Below are 26,242 nucleotides of genomic sequence, written 5' to 3'. Positions count from 1 at the left end.
AGAGTGAGGGACGCCATGGTGACCAGGACGCGCTTCGACGACAGCGAATGCCCCGTCGCCCGGTCGGTGGACGCGATCGGCGACTGGTGGTCCCTGCTGATCGTGCGGGACGCCTTCGACGGAAGCCGGCGCTTCGGGGAGTTCCAACGCAGCCTCGGAGTGGCGAAGAACATCCTCACCGCGCGTCTGCGCACCCTGGTCGCCGGCGGCGTCCTCGAATCCGTCCCCGCCTCCGACGGAAGCGCCTACCGCGAGTACGTACTGACCCCGAAGGGCCAGGCGCTCTTCCCCGTCATCGTGGCACTGCGACAGTGGGGCGAACAGCACTTCTTCGCCCCCGACGAACCACACTCACAGCTGCTCGACCGCCGCCAGGGGCATCGCCTCCGCCCACTGGAAGTGCTGTCTGCGGACGGGCGACGACTGAACCCCGACGACACCACCGTCCACAAGATCTCCACCCACTGATCCGAGCCGAACACCCGACGCCGACAGTCCGCCCCACCGACAGCTCGGACGCCGGGAGCACCGCTACCCCCGCCTGATCGAGACCCGCCAAAAAATGACGCGACGCGGGGCAACGGCGCTCCCTTATTCGCCCTCTGACAGGGTGCATCGGCGAGTTGATACGGCGCCTGCGGACCGAGGAACGGCTTCGCCTCCTTGCGCCGTTCGCTGCCGCCGAGCGCAAGACCATCCGAAGGGGGAGACGTGGCGATGGCGATGGGCGTTCTCAAGCGGCGTGCCGCGCGTGCGGCCGTCGTCGCGGCAGTGGGCATCTCCGCACTCGGGCTGAGTGCGGTGACGGCTTCCGCGAAGATCAGTTATGAGTTCAAGGCGAGCCCGCACACCGTGAAGGCCGGCGCGCGCGTCCACGTGAAGGGGTACGCCTCGAACGATGACGACCTCTTCCAGAAGTTCTGTGTGCAGCAGCGACAGGCCACCGGGTCCTGGCACACGGTGAAGTGCGCTCACGGCGCGGTCTTCGACGGCGGCGCGGTCGACACATGGGTCCGGGCGAACCACCGTGGCACGCTGCAGTTCCGCGGCGCGCTCTACGAGACGGACTGGAACTCGAACAAGCTCCACCTGCAGATGGTCACGCCCACCGAGACCGTCAAGGTGCGCTGACCGAGCCTTCGTCGAGAACGCTCGACCTTCGGCGCGAGGGTCCAGTGGCGTGGTGTGGTCACTGTTCACAGAGCCGTGTAGTCGTGGCCTGTCCTCGCGCTTTCAAATCCACAGCCGGGACTATGCCGCTGGCTTCCTCGGTGCTCGGTGCTCAGGAAGGCTTCGGGGTTGTCGGCGCAGACCAGGACCAGCGATCCGAACCTGCTCACGGTGTGGGGAGGGTGCCGCGCAGCGGGGTGTCTCCCGCTGTGCCTGTCACGGACGCCGGGGTGCGGGGCGTGAGGGTGTTCCAGGTCACGTCGACGGCGACGCCGGAGTCGGAGTCGGAGCCGGAGTCAGGGGTGATTTTGAGGTGTGCGGTGACGGTGCCGTTGGTGCGGTCCCATGTTGCGGTGCCGTTGACGGTGGCGTCGGTCACCCAGCGGATGTCGGTGAGGGTGAGGTGCGCTTGAGGGGTGCCGGTGACGGTCAAGGTGCCGCCGTGTAGTCCGGTGTCGCGCTCGTGGGTCAGGTAGCCGCTTCGGACGATCGAGTCGCCGACGGCCGATGCGCCGACGGAGGCCGCGCGCAGAGCGTCCGGGAGGGCCTGGTTGCCGGGCGCGGGTGTGGCGGGCGTGGTGTCGGCGAGGCGGGTGGGGTAGTCGGCGAGGGTGGGGATGGCGGGGGTGTGCCGGGTGCAGGAGACGTCCAGGTGCCTCAGGGCGGCCGGGTTGCGCAGGAATTGGCGGTAGAGGGACTGTCCGCACGCTTCCGGTCCCGGCCGGGTCCGTTCGGGCATGGCGGTGATGTGGGTGACGTTGGGCACGGTGATGAACCGGGCGGAGCGCCCGAGTTGGGCCGCGGCGCGTCGGCCGCCGGCGGTGGGGGTGAGGGAGTCGAGATCGCCGCCGAGGACGAGGGCCGGCAGGGTCGGGGGCACCAGGGGCGGGTGGCTCGTGATGGGGGTGTGAGTACGTTGGGGGGCCGGCCAGTTGAGGCAGCCGTCGTAGGCGTTGGTGTAGGCGTTGACGGTCGTCCACTCGGCAGCGGTGAAGGGAGCGAAGGTGCCGGCGGGTTGGGCGGCGATCCGGCTTCGAAGTTGGCGGGCACGCTCGGTGCTCGGGCTGGTCATGGTGAACAACTGCGGATAGTCGGTGCAGGCCACGGCGAAGTACAGGGCGCTGGAGAAGTCCGGGGGCGGCGCGTTGGTGCCGTCGTGGGCGGAGGTCTGTTCAGCCAGGCGGAGCAGCGGGGCACTGTCGCCGCTGGTAAGGAGTGCGTGGGCCGCGGCTTGCAGGCTCCGGTAGATCTCCGGGTCGGAGCCCGCGTCGTTGACCAGGTCGACCAGGGTGGTCACGGTGACGGTTACGGCGGTGGGCTCTCCGTCCAGGCCGGTGGTGGTGCCGGTCAGCGGTGCGGTGCGCAGGCGGGCGGATAGGGCGGAGACGAGGGTCCACGCGTCGGTGGAGGTGTGGGCGGCGCACCGCGGTGAACGTCGGCAAACAGCGGCGAAGGCGTCGCGGGCGGAGGTGACGCTGCTGGTGTACCAGGGGTCCAGGCCGAGGACTTCGTAGGTGGCGTCCAGGGTGAGTGAACGGAGCAGGGACGGGTGCCGTGCGGCGAAGACCTGGGCGAACCAACTGCCGTAGGAGTCGCCGTAGAGGTCGACGCCGGAAATACTGAGCCGGGTGAGGACATCGGCGAGGTCCTGGGCGGAGTCGGCGGTCCCGAAGAGCTCGGAGGCGTGGATCCAACTGCCGTCGGGGCGCTTCCAGGTGTGATCGAGCCGGTCGCCGCAGGCGCCGACGGTCCGCGCGAAGTCGGGCCCTGAGGGCTGCTCCGCGTAGTGCTCCAGGTCGGGGCAGGTGAGGGCCTGTGAGCGGCCCGTTCCGCGCAGGTCGAACAGCAGCAGGTTTCGGCTGTCCCGGAGCGGTCCGAGCATCTCCAGGTAGGCACTGCGGGAGTGGCGCGTCGCCCAGCCGGGGCCGCCGTCGACCACGACCGCGGTGCCCTGCGGCCGTCCGGTGGCCGGTACCCACTCGAAGCCGATGTCGATCGTCGGGCTGTCGGGAGCCCGGCGGTCCAGCGGGACTGCGGCGGTTCCGCACCAGCCGGTCGGGGGCTCTTCGCACGGGGTGAGTTGGAGGGAGCCGAGTCGGAGTCCGGGGCTCGTGCCACCGGCAGCGGCATGAGACGGCGGGGCGAGCATCGCTCCGAGGAGGACGAGGGCGGCCGCCAGGACGGCGACGGCGAGGAGACCGTGGTGGGGCGGTGTCCGGCGGATGACCGTGGAACGCTGGTGGGGAGGGCGGTTGGTGGCATCGGCGGCAACGGTCATGTGGGTCCTCTGGGGCGGCCTCGGTACGGCTACGAGTCGGCGCTGCGCGCAGTGCCGGCTGGTCGAGCACATCCCCCGGCTCATCTATGCCCGACGCGGCGGCATCAACTCGCGCTGGAGGAAGCCGGTGCGAGGAGCGGCGGAATGTCGACCGTGCGCCCGCCGGGTTCGGACGATCGTGCCCCGCAGTTTCCGAAGTAGCCGACCAGTGAGGCTCGTTGAGAGAATTCGCTCCGGCGGCACGCGCCTGCTACCCACGACTCCCTTCCGTCGAGCCAGGGAGCGGGGGCCCGGCACCGAGGCGGGGGAGCGGCCTTGAACTGGAGCGCGGCCGCTTCTCGCGCGCCGGACGGTTGCCGCACCTCGGCCGGAACCCCCGTCCTGACGTGCCCGGTGCCGGACGCGTGCGGAGGCGAGCGGTCCTGTGACACCGGGCCCTCACCCGGCCGTTGAACGTGCGACGGGACCTGAGCGTGTCCGGGAGGTGGTGCGTTTCCTACTGCCGATTCGACCTCGCGGCGGCGGTGGACGGAGTGGGGTGGCCGGTTGGTGCGTGCCTGGGCGTCACGACGGTGCCCCGTCCGGCCCCCGCGAGGCCAGGGAAGGCCGGCAGGCCCGCTGGAGCTGATGGTCGAAGTGGCTGTGCGTTTGGCTTGTTGCTATTGGGGTGTGATGGTGGTGAGCCAGTTGTCGATGGTGGTGACGTCCGCCCATTGTGGGAATAGTTGCTCGATGAGCATGCGGTGTATGTGCGGGTCCAGGTCGAGGCAGCCGTCGGAGAGGACGGTGAGGTCGAAGTCGAGGTCGTTGGCTTGACACAGGGTGTAGAGCACTACCGCGCTGGTGGCGATGCCGGTGAGTACGAGGCTGTCGATTCCGCGTGCTCTGAGGACCATGTCGAGGTCGCTGCCTGAGAAGGCACTCGCTCGTCTCTTGGTGACCACGATGTCGCCGGGCTGGGGTGCTACCTCGGGGTGGATCTCGGTGCCTGGGGCGCCTTCGATGTAGAGGCCGGCCTGTGCGATGGCGGCGAGGGCTCTGTTGTGCGTGCCGACTTCAGGGAAGCCGGGGCGCAAGGCGATGACCACGTAGATCACGGGGATGTTCGCGGCCCGGGCTCCGTCGATTGCCCTGCGCAGGCGTGGCAGATAGCCGGAGCCGTCGTCGGCGATGTCGACGACGGCCTGTTGGACGTCCATCACGAGAAGGGCGGTGCTCATGTCGTCTCCAGAACGAAGTTGATTGGGCGTTGGAACGGATGAGGTGTCTTCCGCGTTCGGTGCTGCCTGCCTGCCTGCCTGCCTGCCTGCCTGCCTGCCTGCCTGCCTGCCTGCCTGCCTGCCTGCCCGGCCTCGGGCGCGGCGGTGGTGTGTCCGTCCGGCACGGTGAGACGGATACGGATACTCATCCGGAAGTTGGTGCGTCGCATGGTGAATGGTGCTGCCCGGTAGGGCCTGTGGGAGAGCCTGGGGCACCGACTGGCGGCATCCCCAGGCCATCGGTCGCCCGATCCCGGCGGAGCCGCCTACGACGTCGGCAGGCTCCATTCCCCCGAATGGCCGGGCGGGAGCGCGAGGTCGCGCCGAACAGCCGCGTAATACCCCTCTCGTGCGGCGCGCTGCTGCGCAAGCATGGCCGACCAGGTCTCGGGGCTGTGGGTCCGGTCTCGCAGGAACCCTTCCATGTCCATGACCGTGACGACCCAATCCCGTGCCTTCGCCACCACGTCGGGGCTGCCGAGCATGAGTAGCGCCTCTCCAGCGGGATCCCGGGCATCGGTTGCGTCGGTCAGATGAGGAGCGGCCTCCTCGGGCGACAAGGGGTGCGGATGCGGATCGTTGCCCAGGTGGGCCGCAACCCGATATGTCAGGGTGACGGTCTGCTTGAGCACCTTCGCGTATTCAGCGTAGACCGCCAGCCGGCGTTCCTCCCAACGAGCTGTCTGCTCACGCCGGAAGCGGGCTTGATCGCCGCGAGTGACTGCCAAGTATGAGCCGATGGCACCGATGATGACCCCGACCAGTGCGGGAAGCTGTTGTATGAACGCGGACATGGTCACAAGCTATCGGCCCGTAGTCGCGACCGTGCGCCGTCCCCGGTGAACTGTTCGCGATCACTGAGCTGTTGATGCCTGACTGAGCCGGCCCGAAGCGGATCGCGGGCAGGCGGCGGCTGTAACCACCGGGGGATGGCGGCCCAGGTGACGTGCTTGTCACGGCCCTGCGACCCATGCCTTCCCGAACAGCGCCAGGTGACCCGTGCGGGACGGATCCATAAGTTACTGGCCGGTTGGAGTGCCAGAAAACCGCAGGTGGCACCCAGAATGCGAGCCCTGGATTCCGCGCCCGCATCGGACCACAGGCGCCGCTCGTTCTCCCGCGAGCGGGCGTCAGCCGTTGCTGAGTGCGTCCGTGAAGGCGAACGGCGACTGGGCGACGCCGCTGCATACCGGCGAGGAAGCCGGCCTCATGATGCGCGCGGCGTCCATGCCGCCGTTGCCCAACGCCTGGGCCTTGGCAACCGCGCTGCACGCTTGGTCGCGGCTGACGGACCAGTAGGACATCCGGCCGACCCCGTTGCTCGCCGCCCAGCTCGCCACCGAAGCGGCGTCGGCCAGGCTGAAGGTGGAGCCGTCGTCGTTCACACCGATCATCGGGGTGATGCCGAGGTTGGCGTAGGTGTAGCCGGGGTCCACGGACTGCATTTGCGCCAGGGTGGCCTTGCCCGCGCTGATCGCGGCCGCGCCCATGTCGGTGCCGGTGCCCTGCCCGTAGTCCATCGTCATGATGTTGACGTTGTCCAGCTGCACACCGGCCGCCTTGGCTGCCTTGAGCACGTTGACGCCGTCGGCGGTCAGGCCGGTGGGCATCACCGGCAGCGTCACCGAGGCGGTGAGCCCGGAGGTGCTCGCCTTGAGGTCCTTGATCGCGGTCATCTGCCGGGCCACGCCTGCGGTGTCCGCGACGGCCGCGCCCTCGATGTCGAAGTCCAGGGAGTTGGTGCCGTAGGCGGTGAGTTCCTTCTGGTAGCCCGCGTCGATCTGGCTCTGGTCGGTGCAGGTGAAGGCCAGCGGTTCACCGCTTGCTCCGCCGGAGGAGATGATCACGTTGGCGCCCTCGGCCTTGGCCTTGGCGATCTCCGGGTCGACGTTCGGGTCGTTGCCGACGGGGAGAGTGTCGCCCCAGATGTTGTTGCAACCGGCGCCGATGGTGAAAGCGGCGGTGTAGGTCTTCACGCCATGGTTGGTGATGGCCACATCGAGCTGGCCCTCGGCGGAGTTGCTCATGTCCACGAACGGGGCGAACTGTGCCGCGTCAAGGTGGGCCGCCGGGCGGGTCGACTGCAGGTGTGTGGTGTCCGCGCTGGCGGCGGTGATTCCGAGGGTGGACAACGCTCCGGCGACTGCCGCCGCCAGGGCTATGCGGGGGGATTTCCTCATCAGGTGTCCGGTCCTTCCGTGGGGGAGGAAGAAGGAGCATGACCGTTCACCGACACAAGCTGGACTAGACCAAGGCTGCCGTCAAGAGTCCCGCAGGCCGCAACCACCCCACCTTTACAACGGCTTGGGACGTTCCTGGGGCCGAGGTTGCCGTTGGTGCGGAGAGCGAGGAGTCCTCCGCGGTCCATACGGCGGAGGCCGGCACCGATGATCGCGTGGCCTTCCCCAGCGCCGGCCGGGGAAGGCCACGGCACACCTCACTCCGTAACCGGCAGGCGCTCGGCGAGCAGGTCGACGCCGTCGCGCCCGAGTTCCAACACGACGGCGCCGCCGGTGCCGTAGCCGATGCCGGCGATCCGGTCGGGGGCCGGGTATGCGACCGTGCGCGTGGTGACCGTCGTCATGAGACTGGACTGTAGCGACCGTCGAGCCCGGTCGGGCCTGCCCTCACCGTCGGCACATCAGCGCGGGTACGGCCCCGTGGGTGGGCACTGCCGTGGGCGGGCACTGTGGAAGGTACTGGTTCCGGCCGTCCGCGGCGTGAGCTTTCAACTGCCCTCGGCTGCCGGGTCACCCGTCACCCTGCTCGATGTCCAGATGGATCGGGCCCCGAAGAACGGGGCTGGGCCGGTACGGCGGCGGGTCGGCGACCAGCCTGGGGCGGTCGAGCCGGCGTACCAACTCGGTCAGCGCGATCTGGGTTTCCCGCCGGGCCAGCGGGCCGCCGAAACACAGGTGGATGCCGCTGCCGAACCCCAGGTGTTGGTTGTCGTGCCGATCCGGGTCGAAGCGGTCCGGATGGTGGAAGCGCTTCGGATCGCGGCTGCCTGAGGCCAGCATGAGCATGATCTGCGAGCCCTGGGGGATGACGGTGTCGGCGACGGTGATGTCGCTGTACGCCACCCGCCAGGGAATGATGTGCACGGGGGGCTCGTAGCGCAGCAGTTCCTCGACCAGCGGCACGACGAGGTCCGGTTCGTCGCGCAGCCGCTGCAGCACCTGCGGGTGACGCAGCAGCGTCAGCATGCCGTTGGTGATGAGGTTGACGACGGTCTCATGGCCGGCGACGAGGAACAGTCTGGCGGTGGCGACGATTTCGGCGTCGGCCATCCGACCGTCGGGCCCGTCGTCGTTGGCCAGCCGTGACAGCAGCCCGTCTCCCGGCCGCCCGTGGCACTGTTCCACCAGCTCGCCGAGGCACTGGCGCAAGTCCTTGCGTGCCTGTACGCCCTTGTCCAGTTTCTCCTTCGGGTCGGTCTCGGGGTTGTAGTCGATCGATTTCATGATGTCGTTCACCCAGAGGTGGAACCTCGGCTCGTCCTCGCGTGGCACGCCGAGCAAACGACAGGTCACGGTTACGGGGAGCGGGAAGGCGAAATCGTCGACGATGTCGATCTGCTCCTTGCCCACCACATCGTCGATCAGGCCGCCGACGGTGGCGGTCAGGAAGCCTTCAAGTCCGGTCACCAGCCCAGGGGTGTGCGGGGGGCCGAAGTGACGCATCGCCATCCGCCGCAGGCGTTCGTGCTCGGGCGAGTCCATGTGGATGAACGACGACGTGGCCCCGTCCTCGGGTGGGGGAATCGGATGCGCCAGATTGCGCAGGTCGGAACTCAGATGCGGGTCATTGAGTACGTCCGTGATCTCGCGGTAGGTGCTGATGACGTAGCTGCCGTCCTCCTGCCGAGCCACCGGTGTCTTGCGCAACTCGGCATACAGCGGGTAGGGGTCGGCCCGGGCGGAGTAGTCGAAGATCCGTTGCAGCGTGCCGGGCGTCCCGGTCGTGGTCGTCCGGTCCTCCTCCCGCCGATGCTGGTGCACGGTCGTGACGCGGGGCTCACCCGGGTCATGGCCTGTGACGACCGCCGTGGCACCTCGCGCGAGCAGAGCGGGGCCGGGGAAGTCGACGGGCACCGGTTTCCTGTCGGCCGGCTGGTCCGGCGTGGGGTAGGGAGGCGGGAAAGGTGCGGCCGTCTCGATCAACCGTCGGTAGTGGTCAAGCCACTTGCCGTTGTTGAAGCTCACGGCGGCCGTGACGCGGCCCCGATAGCCATATGCGGTGACGAAACGGTGGTCGTCCAGCGATCCCTGGGTGACGACCACCTCGTCGGCGAAGGTCGGCACGCCGACGGACTTGATGTTGACGCCGAACTGGATCGACCAGAACAGCGGGACGGACAGGTGGGGCCGGTGGCCCGCCTGGGCACTGACCATGTTGTGTGCCGCGATCTCCGCCTGCTCCACGGCGTTGGCCCAGTGCTCCAGCGAGATGAGCCGGTGTTCGTAGAGGGGGTTCGGGCAACGTGCCACGTCTCCCGCGGCGAAGACGTCGTCGGTGACGCGGCCGTTGAGGTCGAGGGCGCGGCAGCCCGTGTCACAGGTGATTCCCCATACGCCCGCCGCCAGTCCCGACTCCTTCAGCCATTCGGTGTTGCGGATGCTTCCGAGTGCCACCACCGCCACATCGGCGTCGACCGTACTGCCGTCGTCGAAGTGAGCGCGGCGGAACCGTCCTTGCGCGTCGCCCTCCAGCCGGGCGACCTTGACACCGCACCGCAGGTCGACACCGTGAGCGCGCTGCATGCCGGCCGCAACCTCGCCGATCATGGCGCCGAGTGCCCCGACCAGCGGGGCCGGCGCGAGTTCGGCGACGGTCACCGGGATGTCCCGCTCGCGGCAGACGGAGGCGATCTCGGAGCCGGTGAATCCCGCACCGATGACCAGCACACGGGAGGGCCCGGCGGCGAGGGCCCGCTGCAGGCTCTCGGCATGCTCACGTGTGCGTACGACGAACACCCCGTCCAGGGCCGCCTCGGACTCGACGAACCACGGCCGGGCCCGGACCCCGGTGGAGATCAGCAACCGGTCGAAGGGAACCTTGCGTCCGTCGGCGAGACGCACGTGGTTCGTCGCGAGGTCCAGCCCGCTGGCGGGCACGCCCAGCAGCCACTCCGCATCGATGCCACGACGGCGGGGCAAAGCGGTGCCTCCGGCCGGCACCCACCCGGTCAGTACCTGCTTGGACAGGGGAGGCCGGTCGTAGGGCTCGCCCAACTCGTCACCGATCATGGTCAACGATCCGGTGAAACCCTCGTCCCGCAGAGCCTCCGCGGCCCGCAGCCCCGCCAGCGAAGCCCCGACGACCACGATGCGGCCCTCGCGCTTGAACGCACGCAGGTCGTCGGCACCGGTCATGACGGCGACGCCTCCGCCGGGGTATGCCGCGCCTCCAGCTGGTCGACCAGGATCGCCTGGACCGGGCAGGCCGCCGCGGCGCGGAGCACCTGGTCGCGCTGGGCGTCGTCGGGGTTCGGGGCGTACATGAGCGCTTCCTCACCGTGCATCCGGAACGCCTCCGGAGCCAGGAACGCGCACTGCGCGTACCCCACACATCGGGAAAGATCAACGACAACTTTCACCCCGACCTCCACAGGGAGTGGGAGCTGCAGACCCTCAAGCCAGCGCCACTCCGGCGCGCAACGAGGGAGGATCCGGCCGCTGCCCACCCCTGCGAAGTGCGAGGGGGTGCACCGCGCTCGTCGGGTCCCCATGGAAAGAATGGATGATCGCGGCTGAGGCGATCGGTGCCTGATCAGGGGCGTATCCCTGGTTGCGGCTGCATTTTGGTTACGCGAGCGGCGTTCTTCTGGACTGCCGTTTCGACGGAAACCGTATGGCACGGTGCGCCGGAAAACCGTCACAAAATCAGCGTAACAGCGGCACCGATACCGGCGAGTCCGAGGACGACGACCAGCGGTGAGGCGGAGCACGGCGGGCAACGCCTGCCTCGGCGTGCCTGTCGGCCTCGTGCGCACAGCAGCGTTCAAATAAGGGCATGGCATCGTCCTGGACCGGCAATCGGGTACGCCTGCGCGCTGTCGAGCCCGACGACTGGACGGCGTTCGCGCGTTTCGCCGACGATGACGAGCCGCGAGCGGGACGGCTGGAGCTGCCGCGGTCCGCCGAGAGCTACCGTGCCTGGGCGAAGGAGCAGGCCGTCGCCGAGTGCGATGACGACCGCTTCCGGTTGGCGGTCGAAGCGACGGTCACGGGAGAGCTGGTCGGTACGGTCGGCTCACATCGCATCGGCCCTCACTCAGGCTGGTTCGAGTTCGACATCACCATCGGCGCAGGCCACCGGCGCAAGGGCTACGCGACGGAAGCCGTGGTGCTGCTGCTGCGCTTCATGTTCGCCGAGCGGCGCTATCACAAATGCCTGGCGGCGGTCTTGGCCCACAACGAGGCATCGCTGGCACTCTTTCGTGGGCTCGGCTTCACCGAGGAGGGGCGTTTGCGGGAGCACGTTTTCTTCGCCGGCCGGCACCACGACCTCGTCATGATGGGCATGCTCGTCGACGAGTTCGACCGGCGACACACGATGAGCGGACCATGAGCCGGTGATCCGTGCGCGTGTGGAACGGCACTCGGACGTGATCGACGTTCGTTGTTCGCGGGTGGAGGCGGCCTGCGAGGCGGCCTGCCACCGAGAGGAGGACTGCCCTCAGTCGCGCAAGGTGGCACGCAGGTGCAGGCCGGCGGTTGCCAGACCTTCGAAGGTGGTGACCCGGTAGCCGGGTTCCGCGCCGGGCGGCTCGCTCAAGTGGTAGCGGCGGGCGGTCTGCGCGGTCATGAGCGTGAGCATGGCCATGGCCAGGGCGGCTCCCTCGCAGCCGTGCGGCCCGGTACCGAAGCCGAGGAAGACCCCGGGTTTCGCCGGCGAGCCCGCATCGTCGAGCCAGCGTTCGGGCCGGAACCGGTCCGGCTCGGGGTGTTCCCGTGCGTCGCGGTGGGCGGTGTAGGGGCAGACGAGAACGGTGGACCCGGCGTCGATGGTGTAGTCGGCGAGCTGAGTCTGTCGCGGGGCGCGCCGGGTGAGCAGCCAGCTCGGGGGGTGCAGTCGGAGCACTTCGCGTACCAGCGCCCGGGCGTACTGCAGGTTGTCGAGGTGGGTGCTGGTCGTCGTGGTCGGGTCGGCGGGCAGCAGGGCGGCTTCGGCGGCGACGCGGTCCGCGGCCTGGGCGTATCGGGCCAGGTGGAGCAGGATCCATCCGGCTGCCCGGGCGGGAGTCTCGAAGGTGGCGACGGTGATTCCGGGGAGGGTGTCGAGGACGGCTTCTTCCGACAGCGGACCGTAGCGGGCGGAGGGCCGGAGCATCTGTCCCAGCACGTCGTCACCGAGCAGGCCCGATGCACGGCGTCGGCGGACGATGGGCCGCAGAGCGTTGGTGAAGGCGACTTGCCGGCGTGTGCGGAACCGCCGTGCCGGTGTGGGGACCCAGCGCGGCCACACCCAGCGCGAGGGTCGTACGAGCACCTCCCGGGCCACGAAGAGCTGCCAGGCGAAGGGCAGCAGGACGGGAGCGTCTTCGGAGAAGAGGTAGCGCACACCGATCTCCGCCAGGACGGGCCGGACAAGGGGCAGAATCTCGACGTCCCGGTCCGTGGGCCACTCGTCGACGAATCGAGCGGTCCCAGGTGCGATCTCACCGATCCGGGCCGCAACCGCCTGCGGGCGCAGTCCGCGCATGCGGGCGGCGCGAGCGTGCGCACGCTCCTCGGGCGTCGGCGCTCCGCCGGCCCGCTTCAACGGCGGGAAGAGGGGCGAGGACGGCTTGGGGAAGTCCTGCGCCCGGTGCAGGACCGCTTCACACACCCCGGCCGTAGCGGCTACGTAGACCCCCGGCTCCAGCTGCCAGACATCCCCGCACTCGTCGGCGCCACGGCGCGCCAGTGCCAGCCGGTCGCGGCTCCAGGCCGCGAAGCTGCCTCCGGGCAACCGCGGCGGCTCGTTCACTGGGCCCATGGGATCGCCCCTGACTTCTCGTGCCAGTCAGGCCGATATCGTCGGCAGCGCGACCAGGAGCCGGCGGGAGCCCGTGGCGCCCGCCGACCGTGTGGTCACACCCTGTCGTCGCCGGTGTGCGTGCCCCAGTCATGGGCCCCGTACGCACCGTAGTTGCGGGTGAAGGACAACTTGGCGAGCAGCTTGGCAATCATGAGGCGCTCCTCTCGCTTGCCTTCAGCGCCATGCGTCGGACGTGTATTTTCTTGACCCATAGCACATATGCCCTATTTTAGGGCATCGGTCGTACGCGTGGATACAACGCACGTGCTTGCAGGCCGGACTCGCAGCCGGCCGACGTCGCCCCGGTGCCCGCGGTCGGTGCCGCTCCCGGCGGCGAGGTGTGGCGGCGCGCCAGGCACCTCAAGACCGGCGGCACCAACGCCCCGAAGGAACGGACGGCTTTCGCGCGAACCGATCACCTCGCACCTCGGCAAGGCGGCGGGTGGGCGAGCCGTGACCACTGCCGACAGTGGCCGATGACGGCACCGATCCGGCGTCGTCCGCCTACAGGCCGGGCACCCGGAAGCCGTTCAGGTACCAGAACGCCGCCGAGTACCAGGCCAGAACGATCACCGTGACGAGCGTGCCACCGGCGAGCGGGAGTGCCCAGCCCGGCCAGCGGCGGTGGCGCACCACGACGACCTTGGCGACGAAGGCCCCGTAGAGAAAACAGCCGGCGAGCGAGTGCAGCGCCTGGCGGGGCCCGGTCAGGCTGACGCCGTAGGCGAGGATGCACTGCAGGGCGATCGGGATGGAGAACAGGAAAGCGAACATACCGATCACGCGGTGCACGGTGCCCACTGGGTGCGGCGCGGCGCGCAGGCCGGGCAGCCGGCCGTACATCCACAGCGCGAGGAGCAACTGGATCAGAGCCAGTCCCAACAGGGCGCTGCCCAGCTGGGACTTGAGCAGGATGACGGCGGGGCCGTGCGTCCCGAAGAAGCTGCGCCGGTGCTCCGGGGTGTGTACCAGGCCGAACCAGAACAGGGCGGCGGTCACCGCCAGGGGCAGTAGCAGCCACAGCAGCCCCAGGAACTGCCGGGGTTCGGCGCGGAGGGGGAGGCGTGACACGTGATCAGCCGCCCCCGCCGTCGCCCTTGTCGCCCTGAGGACTGGCGGCTCGAGTGGACGCGGAGCGCGGCGGGCCGGTGATCAGAAAGCCGCCGAGCGCGGTCACGGCACCGACGGCCTCGGCGATCGCACTGGCGGTCTTGTCCGGCCACCAGACCGGCTCGTACATGTTCGGCAGCGGACCGAGCGGGCCCACGTTCACATACCGATAGAGCAGCACGGCGCCCAAGGCGGAGACGGACACCAGGAAGGCGAACGCCCACACCGGTCGCCGGCGACCGAGGAGCAGGACCAGCAGCGCGGCCAGGGACGCCACAGCGGCTTCGAGGCGGAACAGCGTTCCCTGGCTGATCTGCTGCCCGACCGGGTCGAAGGCAGCGGCGAGGCCGGCGTGCACATAGGCGTTCACGGCCAGTGAGGCCGCGGTCACCACCTGGAGCAGCACGCGCACGACCGTGCGCCGGCTGATGGAGGTGCGGTCCGGGCGGCCGCCGGGTCCGGGAGCCATCGCTACTGCCCGGTCGCGGTCGCGGTCGCGGCGGCGCTGCCGGGGGCCTGTGACGCCGGGCTCTTCCCACCGACCTGGAGGTGGGTGTCCATGCCGAGTTCCCGATGATTGCCGATGGGGCACCACAGTTCGTAGCTGCCGGCCTGGAGGGTGACGGTGAGCCGCGCCTTGCCGCCGGGCGCGACGGTCGAGGTGTGCGCGTCGGACACGCCGGGCCCCGCGACGGTCAGTGCGTGTGCGACGGCGCCGGCGTTGTCCGCGACGAACGTGACGGTCCCCGCGGCCGCGTGGGCCGGCGAGAGGGCCAGTGAATACTCCTTCATCGTGACGGTGATCGTCGTGGCCGGCTTCGCGCTCGCGCTCGGACTCCCGGTCGGAGCCGGGGTCGAACCGCTGGAGCACGCGGTGGCGGCGGTCAGCGCGATGAGCGCCAGGAACCTCACTCCGTCGCGGGCGGGGCGCGGAGATCCGAAGCAGTGCACGACCATGTTTGGCGGGCCTCCCTTCCGCGACGAGACTGGCCCACGTTCCTGGCCGCGCCAACGCCGACACTCTCGGTGGGCGGGCCATCACCCGATCGGGCCGCGGCGGCCAGCATCAGCAGTGGCCGCGGCGGCCAGCATCAGCAGTGAAAGGGCCGCAGCCCCAACCGCGGCCGGTTACCGGCTGTCCCACGCAGGCGAAAGTCGAATCCGAAGCGGCACGGTGATGAGGCCGGGTCGCCCAGCCCCCAGGGGCCACTCACCGGCTGGGACCGGCGGTCGCCCCGCTGGTAGTGCCACTCGTCCTGCAGCCGCGGATCACGTACGAAGGAATCAGGCTGCTCGGCGTTGCGCGGTGGGTCGATGAGCGGTCAGGGAGCTCGGTGGCCCCGGGAAACACCGGGCGCGCCCGGTGCCGTCGTCCTTCGTCCTTTGGACCTCGCAACGAGACATGCCCGTCGCGTCTGTGACGTTCACTTGGAACCGCAAGGCGGAAACCTGGTGGCCAGGCGGCCAGGCGGCCAGGCGGCCAGGCGGCGGGACGGACACATGGAGCGTCGCCAGCCCGGCCTGCCGTGACGGTTGTGGGCGGTCTGGAACGGAACGAGTTCAACGGGCAGCTATCGCCAGGGCGAGTTGGTGCGGTACTTCCACGCGATGGCCTCAAGGGTGCGGCGGTGGTCGGCCCATCGCCGCCCGCGGACCGGATCGGCCGGCACCAGCGGCTCGATCCGGTCCCATATCGCATCAGTGATCACTCATCGGACAGGCACCTACGACCAACTGACCAACCCGTCAAAGAGACACGCGCCAGCCCGATGTAGCGGTGGGTTTCCTTGTCCTCGTCGTCGTTGCAGGACAGGTGGCTGGTGGCGGTCATTCCGGGCCGCCCTGCCAGGTCACGCGCATCGCCACCGCCCCCCGGATGTGCGGCCGTTCCCTCCACGTGATGTCGCGGACGGTCAGCTCCGGGGTCCTGGTGAGCAGCACCCGCAGTCCCTCCTGGAGGTCGATGCGCCCGAGCTGGGCGCCGGCGCAGTGGTGCGGGCCATGACCGAAAGTGAGGTGTCCACCGGGTGGCCGGGTGAAGTCGATCACGTCGGGGTCCTCGAATCGGGCCGGGTCGTGGTTGGCCGACTCGTTGACGACGGTCAGGGCTTCGCCCGCGCGCACCAGCGTGCCGCCGACGTTGACATCCTCCCGCGCATAGCGGACGAACATGCCGGCACCGGCGGAGGCGTTGTTGCGCAGCAGCTCCTCGACCGCCGCCGGCAGCCCGGCCGGATTCGCACGCAGCCGGTTCCAGAGCGCACGGTTGCCCCGCGTGAGAACGTAGACGCAGTTCGGAATCTGGGTGATGATCGTCTCGAAACTGGCCAGCAGCAGGGTGAAGACCAGGTCGATCAGCTCGGTGTCGGTGAGCCGGTCCTCCTCGTCCCGGGCCTGGATCATCGCCGACATCAGGTCGTCGCGGGGGCGGGCCCGACGCTCGGCGATGAGCTGCTCGGTGCAGGTACGCAGGGCACCGAACCGCCGCATCCTGTCCTCGGGGCCGACGCCGCTGTCGGGGAGCAGCGCCGCGCAGGTCGACTCGACCGCCACCCGGTCCGAGGCCGGCACGCCGAGCAGGTCGCAGAAGGACAGCACGCCGATCTGCTTCGCGTAGTCCACCACGATGTCCATGCCCTGCCCGGCGTTCATCGCCGACGACAGCGCATCGTCCGCCGCCGCGTGCACCGCCGGGCGCTGCGCTTCCATACGGGATCTGCTGAGGGCTTTGAGCAACAGCTTGCGCAGCCGGGTGTGTTCGGGGGCATCCAGGGTCATCAGCCCGGCGACGTCCGTCGCTTCTTCCTGGCGCGGGAAGTCCCGGCCGACCGACATCGCGCGGCTGAACCGCGCATCGCCCAGCACCAGCCGGACGTCCGCGTAGCGGGTGACCAGCCAGGTGGGTTCACCGTAGGCGAGCCGCACCCGGAGCAGCCCCTTGCGCTGCCGCAGCTCTCGGAACCGCTCGTTGACCTCGATGCCGCGGCCGTCGTCGAAGGGGAAGCGCTCCAGTGCCTCTGCGGCGTCGGGAAGATCGGGAAAGGTCGTCATGCGGGCTGCACCTCCGTCAGCCAGTCGTGCAGGTTCGCTGAGATCAGGTCGGCGTGCTGGGACAGGATGGTGAAGTGATCGCCGGGCAGCCTGCGCACGCGGTGCGCCAGTTCGGCCGGGAACGGGTGGTCCTCCGAGCTGGTGGGCATACCCGCGACGACCTCGCTGGCGAGCAGGTGCAGGATCGGCGCCTCCAGAGGGCCGGGCCGCCATCCGCTGAAGATCCTGCTGTACCCGCCCATCGCCGCGATCTGGCCGCTGGTGGTCACCGTCCGGTCCGGACGGTCGAGCGACATGCCCATGAGGTCACGTCGCCGGATCTGCTCGCGCATGAACTCGCTGCGGGTCTCGGTCTGGTCCATCTCCTCCTCCGGCAGGTACGAGTCCAGCAGGAGCAGCGCGGTGACGGGGACGCCGGTCTGCTCCAGGTGCGCGGCCAGGTCGTGCGCCAGCCAACCGCCCGAGGAGTAGCCAGCGATGATCAACGGGGTGCCGGCCAGCTCACGGCGCAGCGGTTTCGCCAGCATCCGCATCAGGGCGGCACGGTCGGCGGGCAGCGGAGCCTCACCCGCGAATCCGGGCGACCACAGCGACCACACGTCGCACGCGGGGTCCAGCCCGGCGTGCAGGTAGGAGTAGGGCAGGTCCAGGTTGGGGAAGATCGGCGGGGTGAGGCCGACGATCGTGGGGCCACCCGCGCCCGCCCCCACCTTGCGCAGTTCGGCGAGATCGCGCGGATCGTCCTGGTCGAACGTGTCGCGGGTCTCGGAGGCCGCGCGGGCCAGGCGGAGGGCGACGTTGATCCGGCCGGTGCGGATCGCCCGGATGTAGAACGAGGCCAGGCTGCCGTCGCCTTCGTCGGCGTTCTCGGGCGCCGGGTCCACCGGCCTGGTGCCGGATTCCGGGACCTCGTTCCCGGACCGGGCGGTCCCCACGATCTCGTCGAGCGTGCCCTCCTCGGCGCGGGCGGCCAGCTTTTCCAGCACGCGCTCGGTGAGATCGACCACCGTGGGATAGTTCAGCACGTCGGCGAGTTCGATCTCCACACCGGCACCGGTGGTGAGTCGATCGCGCAGCTCCTCCGCGCCCAGCGAGTCCATCCCGAGATCGCGGAACGTGGCGTCGGCGTCGACCTGGTCGTCCGGTCCGTTGCCCAGCGCCCGGTTCAGGCTCTCACGAACCAGCGTCTCGACGTGGCCGTTGCGCTCCTGCTCGTGCAGTGCCCACAGCAGAGCCGCGGGCGAGCGCCGATCGGGCTCGCGCGTCCCGGGGTCGTCGGAGATCAGCAGCGGCATGGACCACTGGCGCTCGATCCAGTACCGGCTGCGCTGGAAAGCGTAGCCGGGCAACGGGATACGCCGGGCACCGGCGCCGGCCAGGACGACACGCCAGTCCACCGCCGCGCCCATCACGTACGCGCGGCCCAGCGCGCGCACGAGCGCCGCTGGACCGGTCACCGCGCTCTCCGTCTCCTCCGGCACGGCCAGCACGGCGGGACCGTCGGACAGCGCGGCGGTCATGCCCGCGGTGTCCCCACCGAACACGAGCAGCAGTCGATGACCGTCGGCCCGCAGCTCGCGGGCAGCCAGGCCGGATTCGGCAGCCGGCGCCGTGCGGTAGTCGTCCTCGGCCGGACGGTCCCGCAGCCAACGGCCGGTGTCCCCGCACAGCACCGGCACACCGGGTGCGGGGGGCGGGACATCCACGACGTCGGGTTCAACGCCCGCGGGACACCCGGCCGCGATCCGCAGCGCCGAGGACAGGGACAGCCATCCGACCGCCCAGGACGCGGCCAGCCGGCCGGATCCGTGTCCCGCCAACGCCGCCGGGCGCACCCCGGACGCGCACCACACTCGTGTCACGCCGGTCAGCACGGCCAGCGTGGCCGGGGCCAACACGTCCGGCCGCTCCAGTGGTGGCACGTCCGGGTCACCGCGAAGCACGTCCGTCAGAGACCAGCCGACCAGCCCGGCCAGCGTGGCCGCACATGCGGAGAGGTGCTCGGCGAACGGCTCGGCCTCGGCGTACTGCGCGGCCAACGCGCGCACCACGGCCGGGGTGCACTCGTGTGGGTACAGGAACGCGGTGGTGCCGTTCCGCACGGCGGTGCCGGAGACCACCACCGCGGCGCTCCCGGTGTCGTTCCGGCCCGTGCTCAGCGCGGTCAGGCCCGCGGCGAGGTCGGCCGGGCGGGAGCCGAACACCACCGCGCGGTGCGGCAGGTGCGCCCGGGTGGTGGCCAGCGACCACGACAGGTCCAGCAGATCCGGGCGCGCCCGGTCGAGGTACTCGTGCAGCGCGGCCGCCTGCGCGGACAGCGCCTGTTCGGTCCTGCCCGACAGGGTCCAGGCCAGCAGTGGCGGGACGGTCCGGTCGCCGGGCTCGGTGTCCGGGGCGGGCCCTGGGTCCTCCAGGATCACGTGCGCATTGGTGCCGCCGACTCCGAACGCGGACACGCCCGCCCGCCGGGGACGCCCGTCGCGCGGCCACGGGACCGCGCTGGTGAGCAGTTCGACCCCGCCCTGCGCCCAGTCGACCCGGGGGGTCGCCGTGCCGATGTGCAGGGTCCTGGGCAGCGTGCTGTGCCGCATGGCCAGCACCATCTTCACCACGCCGGCGACTCCGGCTGCGGCCTGGGTGTGGGCGAGGTTCGACTTCACCGCGCCGACCAGCAGCGGCGGCCGGTCGCCGCGGTGGCGGCCGTACCCGGCCAACAGCGCCTGCGCCTCGATCGGGTCGCCGAGCGCGGTACCCGTGCCGTGCGCCTCCACCGCGTCGACGTCCGCGGGCGACAGGCCGGCCGAAGCGAGCGCGTCGGCGATCACCTGCTGCTGCGCGGTTCCGTTCGGGGCGGTCAGCCCGGAGGAGGTGCCATCGGAGTTGATCGCCGATCCGCGCAGCAGCGCGAGTACCGGGTGGTGGTTGCGACGTGCGTCGGAAAGCTTCTCCAGCACCAGCATCCCGGCACCCTCGCCCCACGCGGTGCCGTCGGCGGCCGAGGAGAAGGGCTTGCACCGCCCGTCCGGCGCCAAGGCGCGTTGCCGGGCGTAGTCGATGAACAGCAGCGGGCTGGACAGGACGGTCACCCCGCCCGCGAGCGCCAGGGTGCACTCGCCCGTGCGCAGCGACCGCACGGCCAGGTGGATCCCGACCAGGGACGAGGAACAGGCGGTGTCCACCGTGAGGACGGGCCCCTGCAGGCCGAACACATAGGCCAGCCGACCGGAGGTCACGCTGCCCGCGTTGCCGGTGGAGAGCTGGCCCAGCATGTCCTCGGGCATCTCGCGGACCGCCGTGGCGTAGTCCGCGTTGGACAGTCCGAGGAACACGCCGGTGCGGCTGCCGCGCAGCCCAGCCGGATCGATACCGGCGGACTCCAGCGCCTGCCAGCTGACCTCCAGCGCGATCCGCTGCTGCGGGTCCATGCCGAGCGCCTCGCGCGGCGAAATGCCGAAGAACTCGGAATCAAAGTCGGCCGCGTCGTCGAGGAAGGCACCGTGCCGGACGTAGGAGCGGCCCGGCGTGCCCGGTTCCGGGTGGTAGATCTGGTCTTCGGTCCAGCCGCGGTCAGCCGGGAACTCGGTGATCACGTCCCGCTCGGCGGCGAGCAGTTCCCACAGTTCCTCCGGCGAGCCGACCCCACCGCCGAACCGGCAGCCCATGCCGACCACGGCCACCGGGTCGTCGACGGGGTTCTCCAGCTCCCGCAACCGCTCCCGGGTGCGCTGGAGTTCCGCGGTGACCCGCTGGAAGTACTTGACGAGCTTCGGATCCTCGCCCACGGCTTTCGATTCCTCTCCGGTCGGCCGGTCGGCCCCGGCTGCTGGTTCACGCATCGCCGAGTTCCCGGTCCACGAAGGCGTAGAGCTGGTCCACGGAGGCCGAGCTCAGCTCGTCCACCCCGAGCCCCGGCTCGCCGTCCAGCGCGCGCAGCGCCGCCCGCAGTTGTCCGCGCAGCGCGTCGCGCTGCGCGTGCTCGCCGGCCAGCGCCTCCTCGACCGCCTGCGCGAGTCCGGAGAGTTGATCAGGGTCGCGCTCGGCGGGGCCGTCCGCCAGTTCCTCCGCGCCGGCGGCATCCGGCGCGATCTCCGTACCGAGGTGCGCCGCGAGGATGGCCGGAGTGGGGTGGTCGAACACCAATGTGGCCGGCAGGTTCAGACCCGTGGCGGCGTTGAGCCGGTTGCGCAGCTCGACCGAGCTCAGCGAGTCGAATCCGAGGTCTCCGAACGGACCGTCCGCGGGCACCCCGTCCGCGGACGGGTAGCCGAGCACGGCCGCGATGTGCCCGAGCACCAGGTTGAGGGCCTGTCGGTTCCGTTCGGTGGGGCTCAGCCTGCTCAGCCTGCGGGCCAGGTCCGCCGGGGACTCGGCGGGCGCGGCGGACCGCGCGGAGCGCCGGCGGGTCGGGCGGACCAGATCGCGCAGCAACGGCGGAATGCCCTCCTCTCCCAGACCGGCCACGGTGACCAGATCCAGCCCGATGGGCACCAGGTGGACCCTGCCCGAGCCGGTCGCGGTGTCCCAGAGGGCCAGGCCCTGCTCGACGGTCAGCGCGCGGATCCCGGTGCGGTCCATGCGGGCCCGGTCCGCGGCGCCCAGTCCGCCGCCCATCCCGTCGGTCGTGCTGGTCCCGCTGTCCGGCGCCCACAGGCCCCAGCCCAGCGAGCGGGCCGGGAGCCCGGCGGCGGCCCGCTGGTTCATGAGCGCGTCCAGGAAGGCGTTCGCCGCGGCGTAAGCCCCCTGGCCCGCGGTGCCGAACACGCCGGCGGCGGAGGAGAAACACGTGAACCCGACGAGATCGAGTTCCCGGGTCAACTCGTGCAGGTGCCAGGCTCCGTCGACCTTCGGCGCCAGCACGTTCTCCACTTGCCGATCGGTCAGCGACTCCACCATGCCGTCGTCCAGCACACCGGCCGCATGGACCACGGCGGTGAGCGGGTGTGCCGCGGGCACCTCGGCCAGCACCCGGGCCACGTCGTCCCGCCGGGCGACGTCGCCGCGCGCCAGCTCGACGTGCGCGCCGAGCTCGCCGAGTTCGGCGACCAGTTCCGCGGCGCCGGGGCTCTCCGCGCCACGGCGCGAGAGGAGCATCAGTCTGCGGGCGCCCCGGCTTGCCAGGTGCCGGGCCAGCGAGCGGCCCAGCGACCCGAGTCCACCGGTGATCAGCACGGTGCCGTCGGGATCGGGCGTGCGGGCGGCCGAGCCGCCGTCGCTCTCCGCCGGACCGTCGTCGCGGTGCAGCCGGGGCACCAGCAGCTCGCCCGCGCGCAGCGCCACCTGGGGCTCACGGGCCGCGGAGGCGGCGGCGACCGCGTCGCGCAACGCGGTGTCGGTCGGTTCGTCGACGTCGACCAGCAGGAGGCGACCCGGGTACTCGTTCTGTGCCGAGCGAGCCAGCCCGTAGGCCGCGGACAGTGCCAGGTCGGGTTCGTCGTCCGCACGCACGCCGAGCGCGCGCTCGGTGCGGACCACCAGCAGCGAACCGGCGAACCGCTGGTCGGTGAGCCACACTCGCAGGTGCCCGGTCAGCTCGGTGAGCGCGGCGCGGACCCGTGCGGTGACGTCGTCCCCGGCGGGACGGGACGGGCGTAGCACCACCACCGGCGGCACCGGGTCCTCCGCGTCCGCCAGCGTCGCGAGGTCGAGCCGACCGATCCCAGGATCGTGCCACCCACCGGCATCGTCCACTGTGGAGGGCCGGCGCACGGGCACCCAGTCCTGTGCGAGCAGTTCCGCGCCGTCCTCGGCCGGTCCCAGCAGGTAGGACTCATCGGCGGGCAGCGGCCGGAACACCAGGGAGTCCACCGTGGCCACGGTGGCACCGGTCTCGTCCGCCAGCGTGATCGCCACGTCACCGTTCCCGCCGGTGGCGTGCACCCGCACCATCGAGGCTCCGGCCCGGAACAGCGACAGCCCCGACCACGAGAACGGCATCGAGCCGCTGCCCTGGTCGATCCCGTCCAGTTGCGGGCCGAGACCGACCGCGTGCAGTGCCGCGTCCAGCAGCGCCGGATGCAGGCTGTAGCGCTTCGCGTCCCCCGCCGCTTCGGCGGGCAGGGCGACCTCGGCGAACATCTCCGAGCTCCCGTCGGGGTGGTCGCGTTGCCAGAGGGTCCGCAGACCTCGGAACGCGCCCTCGTAGCGGAAGTGCCTGCCCTCCACCACCTCGTCGTAGACGTCCGCGACCGGGATCTCCCGCACGTCCCCCGGCGGCCAGTGCGCGAGGGTCGTGTCCGGCGTCGCGGTGCGGATGCCCAGGTAGCCGAAGGCGTGTGACCGCCATGGGCCCGGCTCGGCCTGGCCCACGCCCTCCGGCCGGGAGTACACCCGCACCGGGCGGCGGCCGGTCTCCTCGGTGTTGCCCACCACCACCTGCACCGATACCCCGCCGTGCTCCGGCAGGATCAGCGGTGCCTCGACGGTCAGCTGTTCGAGCAGGTCGCAGCCGACGTGCTCGCCCGCGGCCAGTGCCAGTTCCACGAAGCCGGTGCCGGCCAGCAGGGGCATGCCGCGCACCCGGTGGCCCCCCAGCCAGGAGTGCGACTGCAAGGACAGCCTGCCGGTGAGCAGCACGCCGTCGCCCTCGGCCGCGGACAGCATGGCGCCCAGCAGCGGGTGGCCCACCGAGAGCAGCCCGCTGGAACGCAGGTTCAGCCCGTTCCCGTCGGGCACCAGCCAGTACCTCTCGTGCTGGAACGCGTAGGCGGGCAGGTCCGCCGTCCTGGCGGGCGCGGCGGGCAGCGCGGCGGGCCAGTCCACCTCCACGCCTTGCGTGTGCAGCGCGCCGAGGGCGAGCAGCACGTCCTTGGTCTCGTCACGATCGGCCCCGCGCAGGGTGGGCACCCTCGCCTCGTCCGGCCCGGCATCCCGCCCGGCCAGCGCGGAAAGCACCGCGCCCGGTCCCAGTTCGAGCAGGACGCGTGCACCGGCCTCGCGTGCGGTGCGCAGCCCGTCGTGGAACCGCACCGCCTGCCGGACGTGCGCGGTCCAGTACTCCGGCGAGCGCAACTGCTCCGACGTGGCCAGCTCGCCGGTGAGGTTGGATATCACCGGGATTTCCGGTTCGTGCGCCGTCAACCCGGCCACAACGGTGCCGAATTCGGCCAGCATCGGCTCCATCAGCGGCGAGTGGAACGCGTGGCTGACCCGCAGCCGCCGGGTCCGCCGTCCCCGTCCCGCCCAGTCGGCCTCCAGTTCCGTGATGTCTTCGTCCGCACCGGAGATGACCACCGTGTCCGAGGCGTTCACCGCCGCGACGGACACCCGCTGCGCGCGCCCCGCCAGCCAGGGGGCCAACTCCTGCTCGGTGCCCTGCACGGACAGCATCGCGCCGCCCTTGGGCAACGCGGCCATCAGGCGGCCTCTGGCGGCCACCAGCCGGACCGCGTCCGGCAGCGACCACACCCCGGCCACGTGCGCCGCGCTGATCTCCCCGATCGAATGTCCCAGCAGCAGGTCCGGGCGCACACCCCAGGAGTGCATCAGCCGGAACAGCGCGACCTCCACCGCGAACAGGGCGGCCTGGGCGTAGTCGGTGCGGTCGAGCAGGTCCGGTTCGCTCTCCAGCACGGTCCGCAGCGGACTCTCCAGCTCCCGGTCGAACAGCTCGCACACCTCGTCGAACGCCTCGGCGAACGCCGGAAAGGAGGCGGCGAGCTGCCGCCCCATGCCGGGCCGCTGCGCGCCCTGGCCGGTGAACAGCACGCACAGCCCGCCGCCGGCCGCAGCGCCCACCGCCACGTCGGGGACCCGGCCGGTGTCGAGGTGGCCGCGCAGCGCGGAGATGAGTTCGGCCCGGTCCCGGCCGGGCACTGCCAGCCGGTGGCGGAAGTGGGTGCGGCGGGTGGCCAATGCGTGTGCCAGCCCCTCGGCGGAGGGAGCGTCGTCGGACTCGGCGAAGGCCAGCAGCCGGGTCGCCTGGGCGCGCAGCGCGTCCTCGGTCCGGCCCGACACCGTCCACACCAGACCGGCGGACGGCACGTCGGGCTCCGGGGCCTCCGGCTCGACGTGCTGTTCCAGCACGACATGGGCGTTGGTGCCGCTGATCCCGAAGGAGGAGACGGCGGCGCGGCGCGCTCGACCGGTCTCCGGCCAGGGCATCGCGTCGGCGAGCACGCTGACCCCGTCCACTCCCCAGTCCACCTTCGGGGTGGGGCTGTCCACGTGCAGCGTCTTCGGCGCGAGACCGTGCCGCATCGCCATGATCATCTTGATGATGCCGGCCACGCCGGCCGCGGCCTGGGTATGCCCGATGTTGGACTTCAGCGAGCCCAGCAGCAGCGGCTGGCCGGGCGGCCGGTTCCGGCCATAGGTCGCTACCAGCGCGGTGCCCTCCACCGGGTCGCCGAGCGGGGTGCCGGTGCCGTGCGCCTCGACCACGTCGACGTCCTGGGTGGACAGTCCGGCGTCGGCGAGCGCGGTACGGATCACCTCCTGCTGGGCGGTGCCGTTGGGTGCGGAGAGCCCGTTGCTGGTGCCGTCGGAGTTGACCGCCGAGCCGCGCAGCACCGCGAGCACCTGATGGCCGTGCCGCCGCGCGTCGGACAGCCGCTCCAGTACCAGGAGACCCGCCCCCTCGGCCCAGATCGAGCCGTTCGCCCCGGCCGCGAACGCCTTGATCCGAGCGTCCCGGGAGGTCACGCCCTGGCCGCAGAACTCGACGAACGTCTCCGGAGTGCTCAGCACCGTCACACCGCCCGCCAGCGCGATCGGGCACTCGCCGGCGCGCAGGGCCCGCATCGCGAGGTGGGTGGCAACCAGGGAGGACGAGCAGGCGGTGTCCACGGTGAGGGCCGGGCCGTGGAAGCCCAAGGCGTAGCTGATCCGGCCCGAGATCACGCTCATGGTGTTGCCGGTGATGCCGTACTGGGAGAACTGGTCGGTGCCTTGCCAGAGCATCTCGTAGTCGTTGCTGGACGCGCCGACGAAGACCCCGGCCCGCTCGCCCACCAGCGAGTCCGGCAGGATGCCCGCGGACTCCAATGCCTCCCAGGCCAGCTCCAGCACCAACCGCTGCTGCGGGTCCATCACCAGCGCCTCGCGCGGGGAAATCCCGAAGAACGCGGGGTCGAAATCGCCCGCCCCGCCGAGGAATCCGCCCTCGCGCACGTAGGACCGCCGCGCCTGCTGGGACTCCGGATCGGCGTCGTAGAGCTCCTCGATCGGCCAGTGCCGGTCCCCGGGGAAAGCCGAAATGGCGTCCGTGCCCGCAGCCACCAGGTCCCACAGCTGGGCGGGCGAGGCCACGTCGCCGGGCAGCCGGCACGACATGCCGACCACCGCGATCGGCTCGGCGGACTGCTCGGTCGCGTCACGCAACTCCTCCCGGGTGCGTAACAGATCGGTGGTG

General features: G+C 71.0%; 14 protein-coding genes and 5 pseudogenes. 3 read left to right on the top strand and 16 right to left on the bottom strand.

Annotated elements, in window-relative coordinates:
* Positions 1–15: 15 nt before the first annotated feature.
* Positions 16–468: a winged helix-turn-helix transcriptional regulator gene (locus SNOUR_RS01725; protein ID WP_067343213.1), complete on the top strand. Its 453-nt coding sequence runs from the start codon at positions 16–18 to the stop codon at positions 466–468.
* Positions 469–717: 249 nt separating this feature from the next.
* Positions 718–1,131 (top strand): hypothetical protein, encoded by a 414-nt coding sequence (locus tag SNOUR_RS01720; RefSeq protein WP_067343211.1) that lies wholly within the window; start codon positions 718–720, stop codon positions 1,129–1,131.
* Positions 1,132–1,336: 205 nt separating this feature from the next.
* Here SNOUR_RS01720 and SNOUR_RS01715 read toward each other — a convergent pair whose 3' ends face one another.
* The 8 genes and pseudogenes from SNOUR_RS01715 to SNOUR_RS01685 all read right to left on the bottom strand — a co-directional run bounded on the left by SNOUR_RS01715 (position 1,337) and on the right by SNOUR_RS01685 (position 10,306).
* Positions 1,337–3,448 carry an alpha/beta hydrolase gene (locus SNOUR_RS01715; RefSeq protein ID WP_067343209.1) on the bottom strand — a complete coding sequence of 704 codons (2,112 nt, stop codon included), beginning with the start codon at positions 3,446–3,448 and terminating at the stop codon, positions 1,337–1,339.
* A gap of 659 nt (positions 3,449–4,107) precedes the next feature.
* Positions 4,108–4,668 carry a cysteine hydrolase family protein gene (locus SNOUR_RS01710; protein WP_067343207.1) on the bottom strand — a complete coding sequence of 187 codons (561 nt, stop codon included), beginning with the start codon at positions 4,666–4,668 and terminating at the stop codon, positions 4,108–4,110.
* A gap of 305 nt (positions 4,669–4,973) precedes the next feature.
* Positions 4,974–5,501: a hypothetical protein gene (locus SNOUR_RS01705; RefSeq protein ID WP_067357541.1), complete on the bottom strand. Its 528-nt coding sequence runs from the start codon at positions 5,499–5,501 to the stop codon at positions 4,974–4,976.
* A gap of 336 nt (positions 5,502–5,837) precedes the next feature.
* Entirely contained in the window at positions 5,838–6,887 is a 1,050-nt protein-coding gene (locus tag SNOUR_RS01700) for a chitinase (protein ID WP_312631639.1), read from the bottom strand.
* Between the two features lie 281 nt (positions 6,888–7,168).
* Positions 7,169–7,252 (bottom strand): annotated as a pseudogene (locus tag SNOUR_RS45145) (dienelactone hydrolase family protein); the annotation flags it as partial.
* A gap of 205 nt (positions 7,253–7,457) precedes the next feature.
* Positions 7,458–8,429: pseudogene (locus tag SNOUR_RS01695) on the bottom strand (cytochrome P450); the annotation flags it as partial.
* A 282-nt stretch (positions 8,430–8,711) separates the two neighbouring features.
* Positions 8,712–10,082, bottom strand: a pseudogene (locus SNOUR_RS01690) (NAD(P)/FAD-dependent oxidoreductase); the annotation flags it as partial.
* Positions 10,079–10,306: a ferredoxin gene (locus SNOUR_RS01685; RefSeq protein WP_067357535.1), complete on the bottom strand. Its 228-nt coding sequence runs from the start codon at positions 10,304–10,306 to the stop codon at positions 10,079–10,081. The gene SNOUR_RS01685 and the pseudogene SNOUR_RS01690, both read right to left, overlap by 4 nt.
* Before the next feature lie 416 nt (positions 10,307–10,722).
* Between SNOUR_RS01685 and SNOUR_RS01680 the strand changes: the two genes are divergently transcribed.
* Positions 10,723–11,280, top strand: a complete 558-nt coding sequence (locus tag SNOUR_RS01680) for a GNAT family N-acetyltransferase (RefSeq protein ID WP_067343205.1) — start codon at positions 10,723–10,725, stop codon at positions 11,278–11,280.
* Between the two features lie 108 nt (positions 11,281–11,388).
* Here SNOUR_RS01680 and SNOUR_RS01675 read toward each other — a convergent pair whose 3' ends face one another.
* From SNOUR_RS01675 to SNOUR_RS01645, 8 genes and pseudogenes are all read right to left on the bottom strand, one after another.
* Positions 11,389–12,690: a cytochrome P450 gene (locus SNOUR_RS01675; RefSeq protein ID WP_312631636.1), complete on the bottom strand. Its 1,302-nt coding sequence runs from the start codon at positions 12,688–12,690 to the stop codon at positions 11,389–11,391.
* Positions 12,691–13,236: 546 nt separating this feature from the next.
* A complete protein-coding gene (locus tag SNOUR_RS01670; RefSeq protein ID WP_174717828.1) occupies positions 13,237–13,803 on the bottom strand; it encodes a DUF6529 family protein in 567 nt (188 codons plus the stop codon).
* Between the two features lie 4 nt (positions 13,804–13,807).
* Positions 13,808–14,311, bottom strand: a complete 504-nt coding sequence (locus SNOUR_RS01665; protein ID WP_067343204.1) for a hypothetical protein — start codon at positions 14,309–14,311, stop codon at positions 13,808–13,810.
* A 2-nt stretch (positions 14,312–14,313) separates the two neighbouring features.
* Positions 14,314–14,799, bottom strand: a complete 486-nt coding sequence (locus SNOUR_RS01660) for a cupredoxin domain-containing protein (RefSeq protein ID WP_067343201.1) — start codon at positions 14,797–14,799, stop codon at positions 14,314–14,316.
* Positions 14,800–15,416: 617 nt separating this feature from the next.
* Positions 15,417–15,551, bottom strand: a pseudogene (locus SNOUR_RS42295) (transposase); the annotation flags it as partial.
* Positions 15,552–15,669: 118 nt separating this feature from the next.
* Positions 15,670–16,893: a cytochrome P450 gene (locus SNOUR_RS01655; RefSeq protein WP_067343200.1), complete on the bottom strand. Its 1,224-nt coding sequence runs from the start codon at positions 16,891–16,893 to the stop codon at positions 15,670–15,672.
* Positions 16,890–20,729: a type I polyketide synthase gene (locus tag SNOUR_RS01650; RefSeq protein WP_079142050.1), complete on the bottom strand. Its 3,840-nt coding sequence runs from the start codon at positions 20,727–20,729 to the stop codon at positions 16,890–16,892. Before SNOUR_RS01650 ends, SNOUR_RS01655 begins: the two co-directional genes overlap by 4 nt.
* Positions 20,722–26,202, bottom strand: a pseudogene (locus SNOUR_RS01645) (type I polyketide synthase); the annotation flags it as partial. The pseudogene SNOUR_RS01645 and the gene SNOUR_RS01650, both read right to left, overlap by 8 nt.
* Positions 26,203–26,242: the final 40 nt, after the last annotated feature.

The sequence above is a fragment of the Streptomyces noursei ATCC 11455 genome, assembly GCF_001704275.1.
Lineage (GTDB): Bacteria > Actinomycetota > Actinomycetes > Streptomycetales > Streptomycetaceae > Streptomyces > Streptomyces noursei.
The sequence above is the reverse complement of the archived record's forward strand: the minus strand, read 5'-3'. Positions and strand labels throughout refer to the sequence as shown.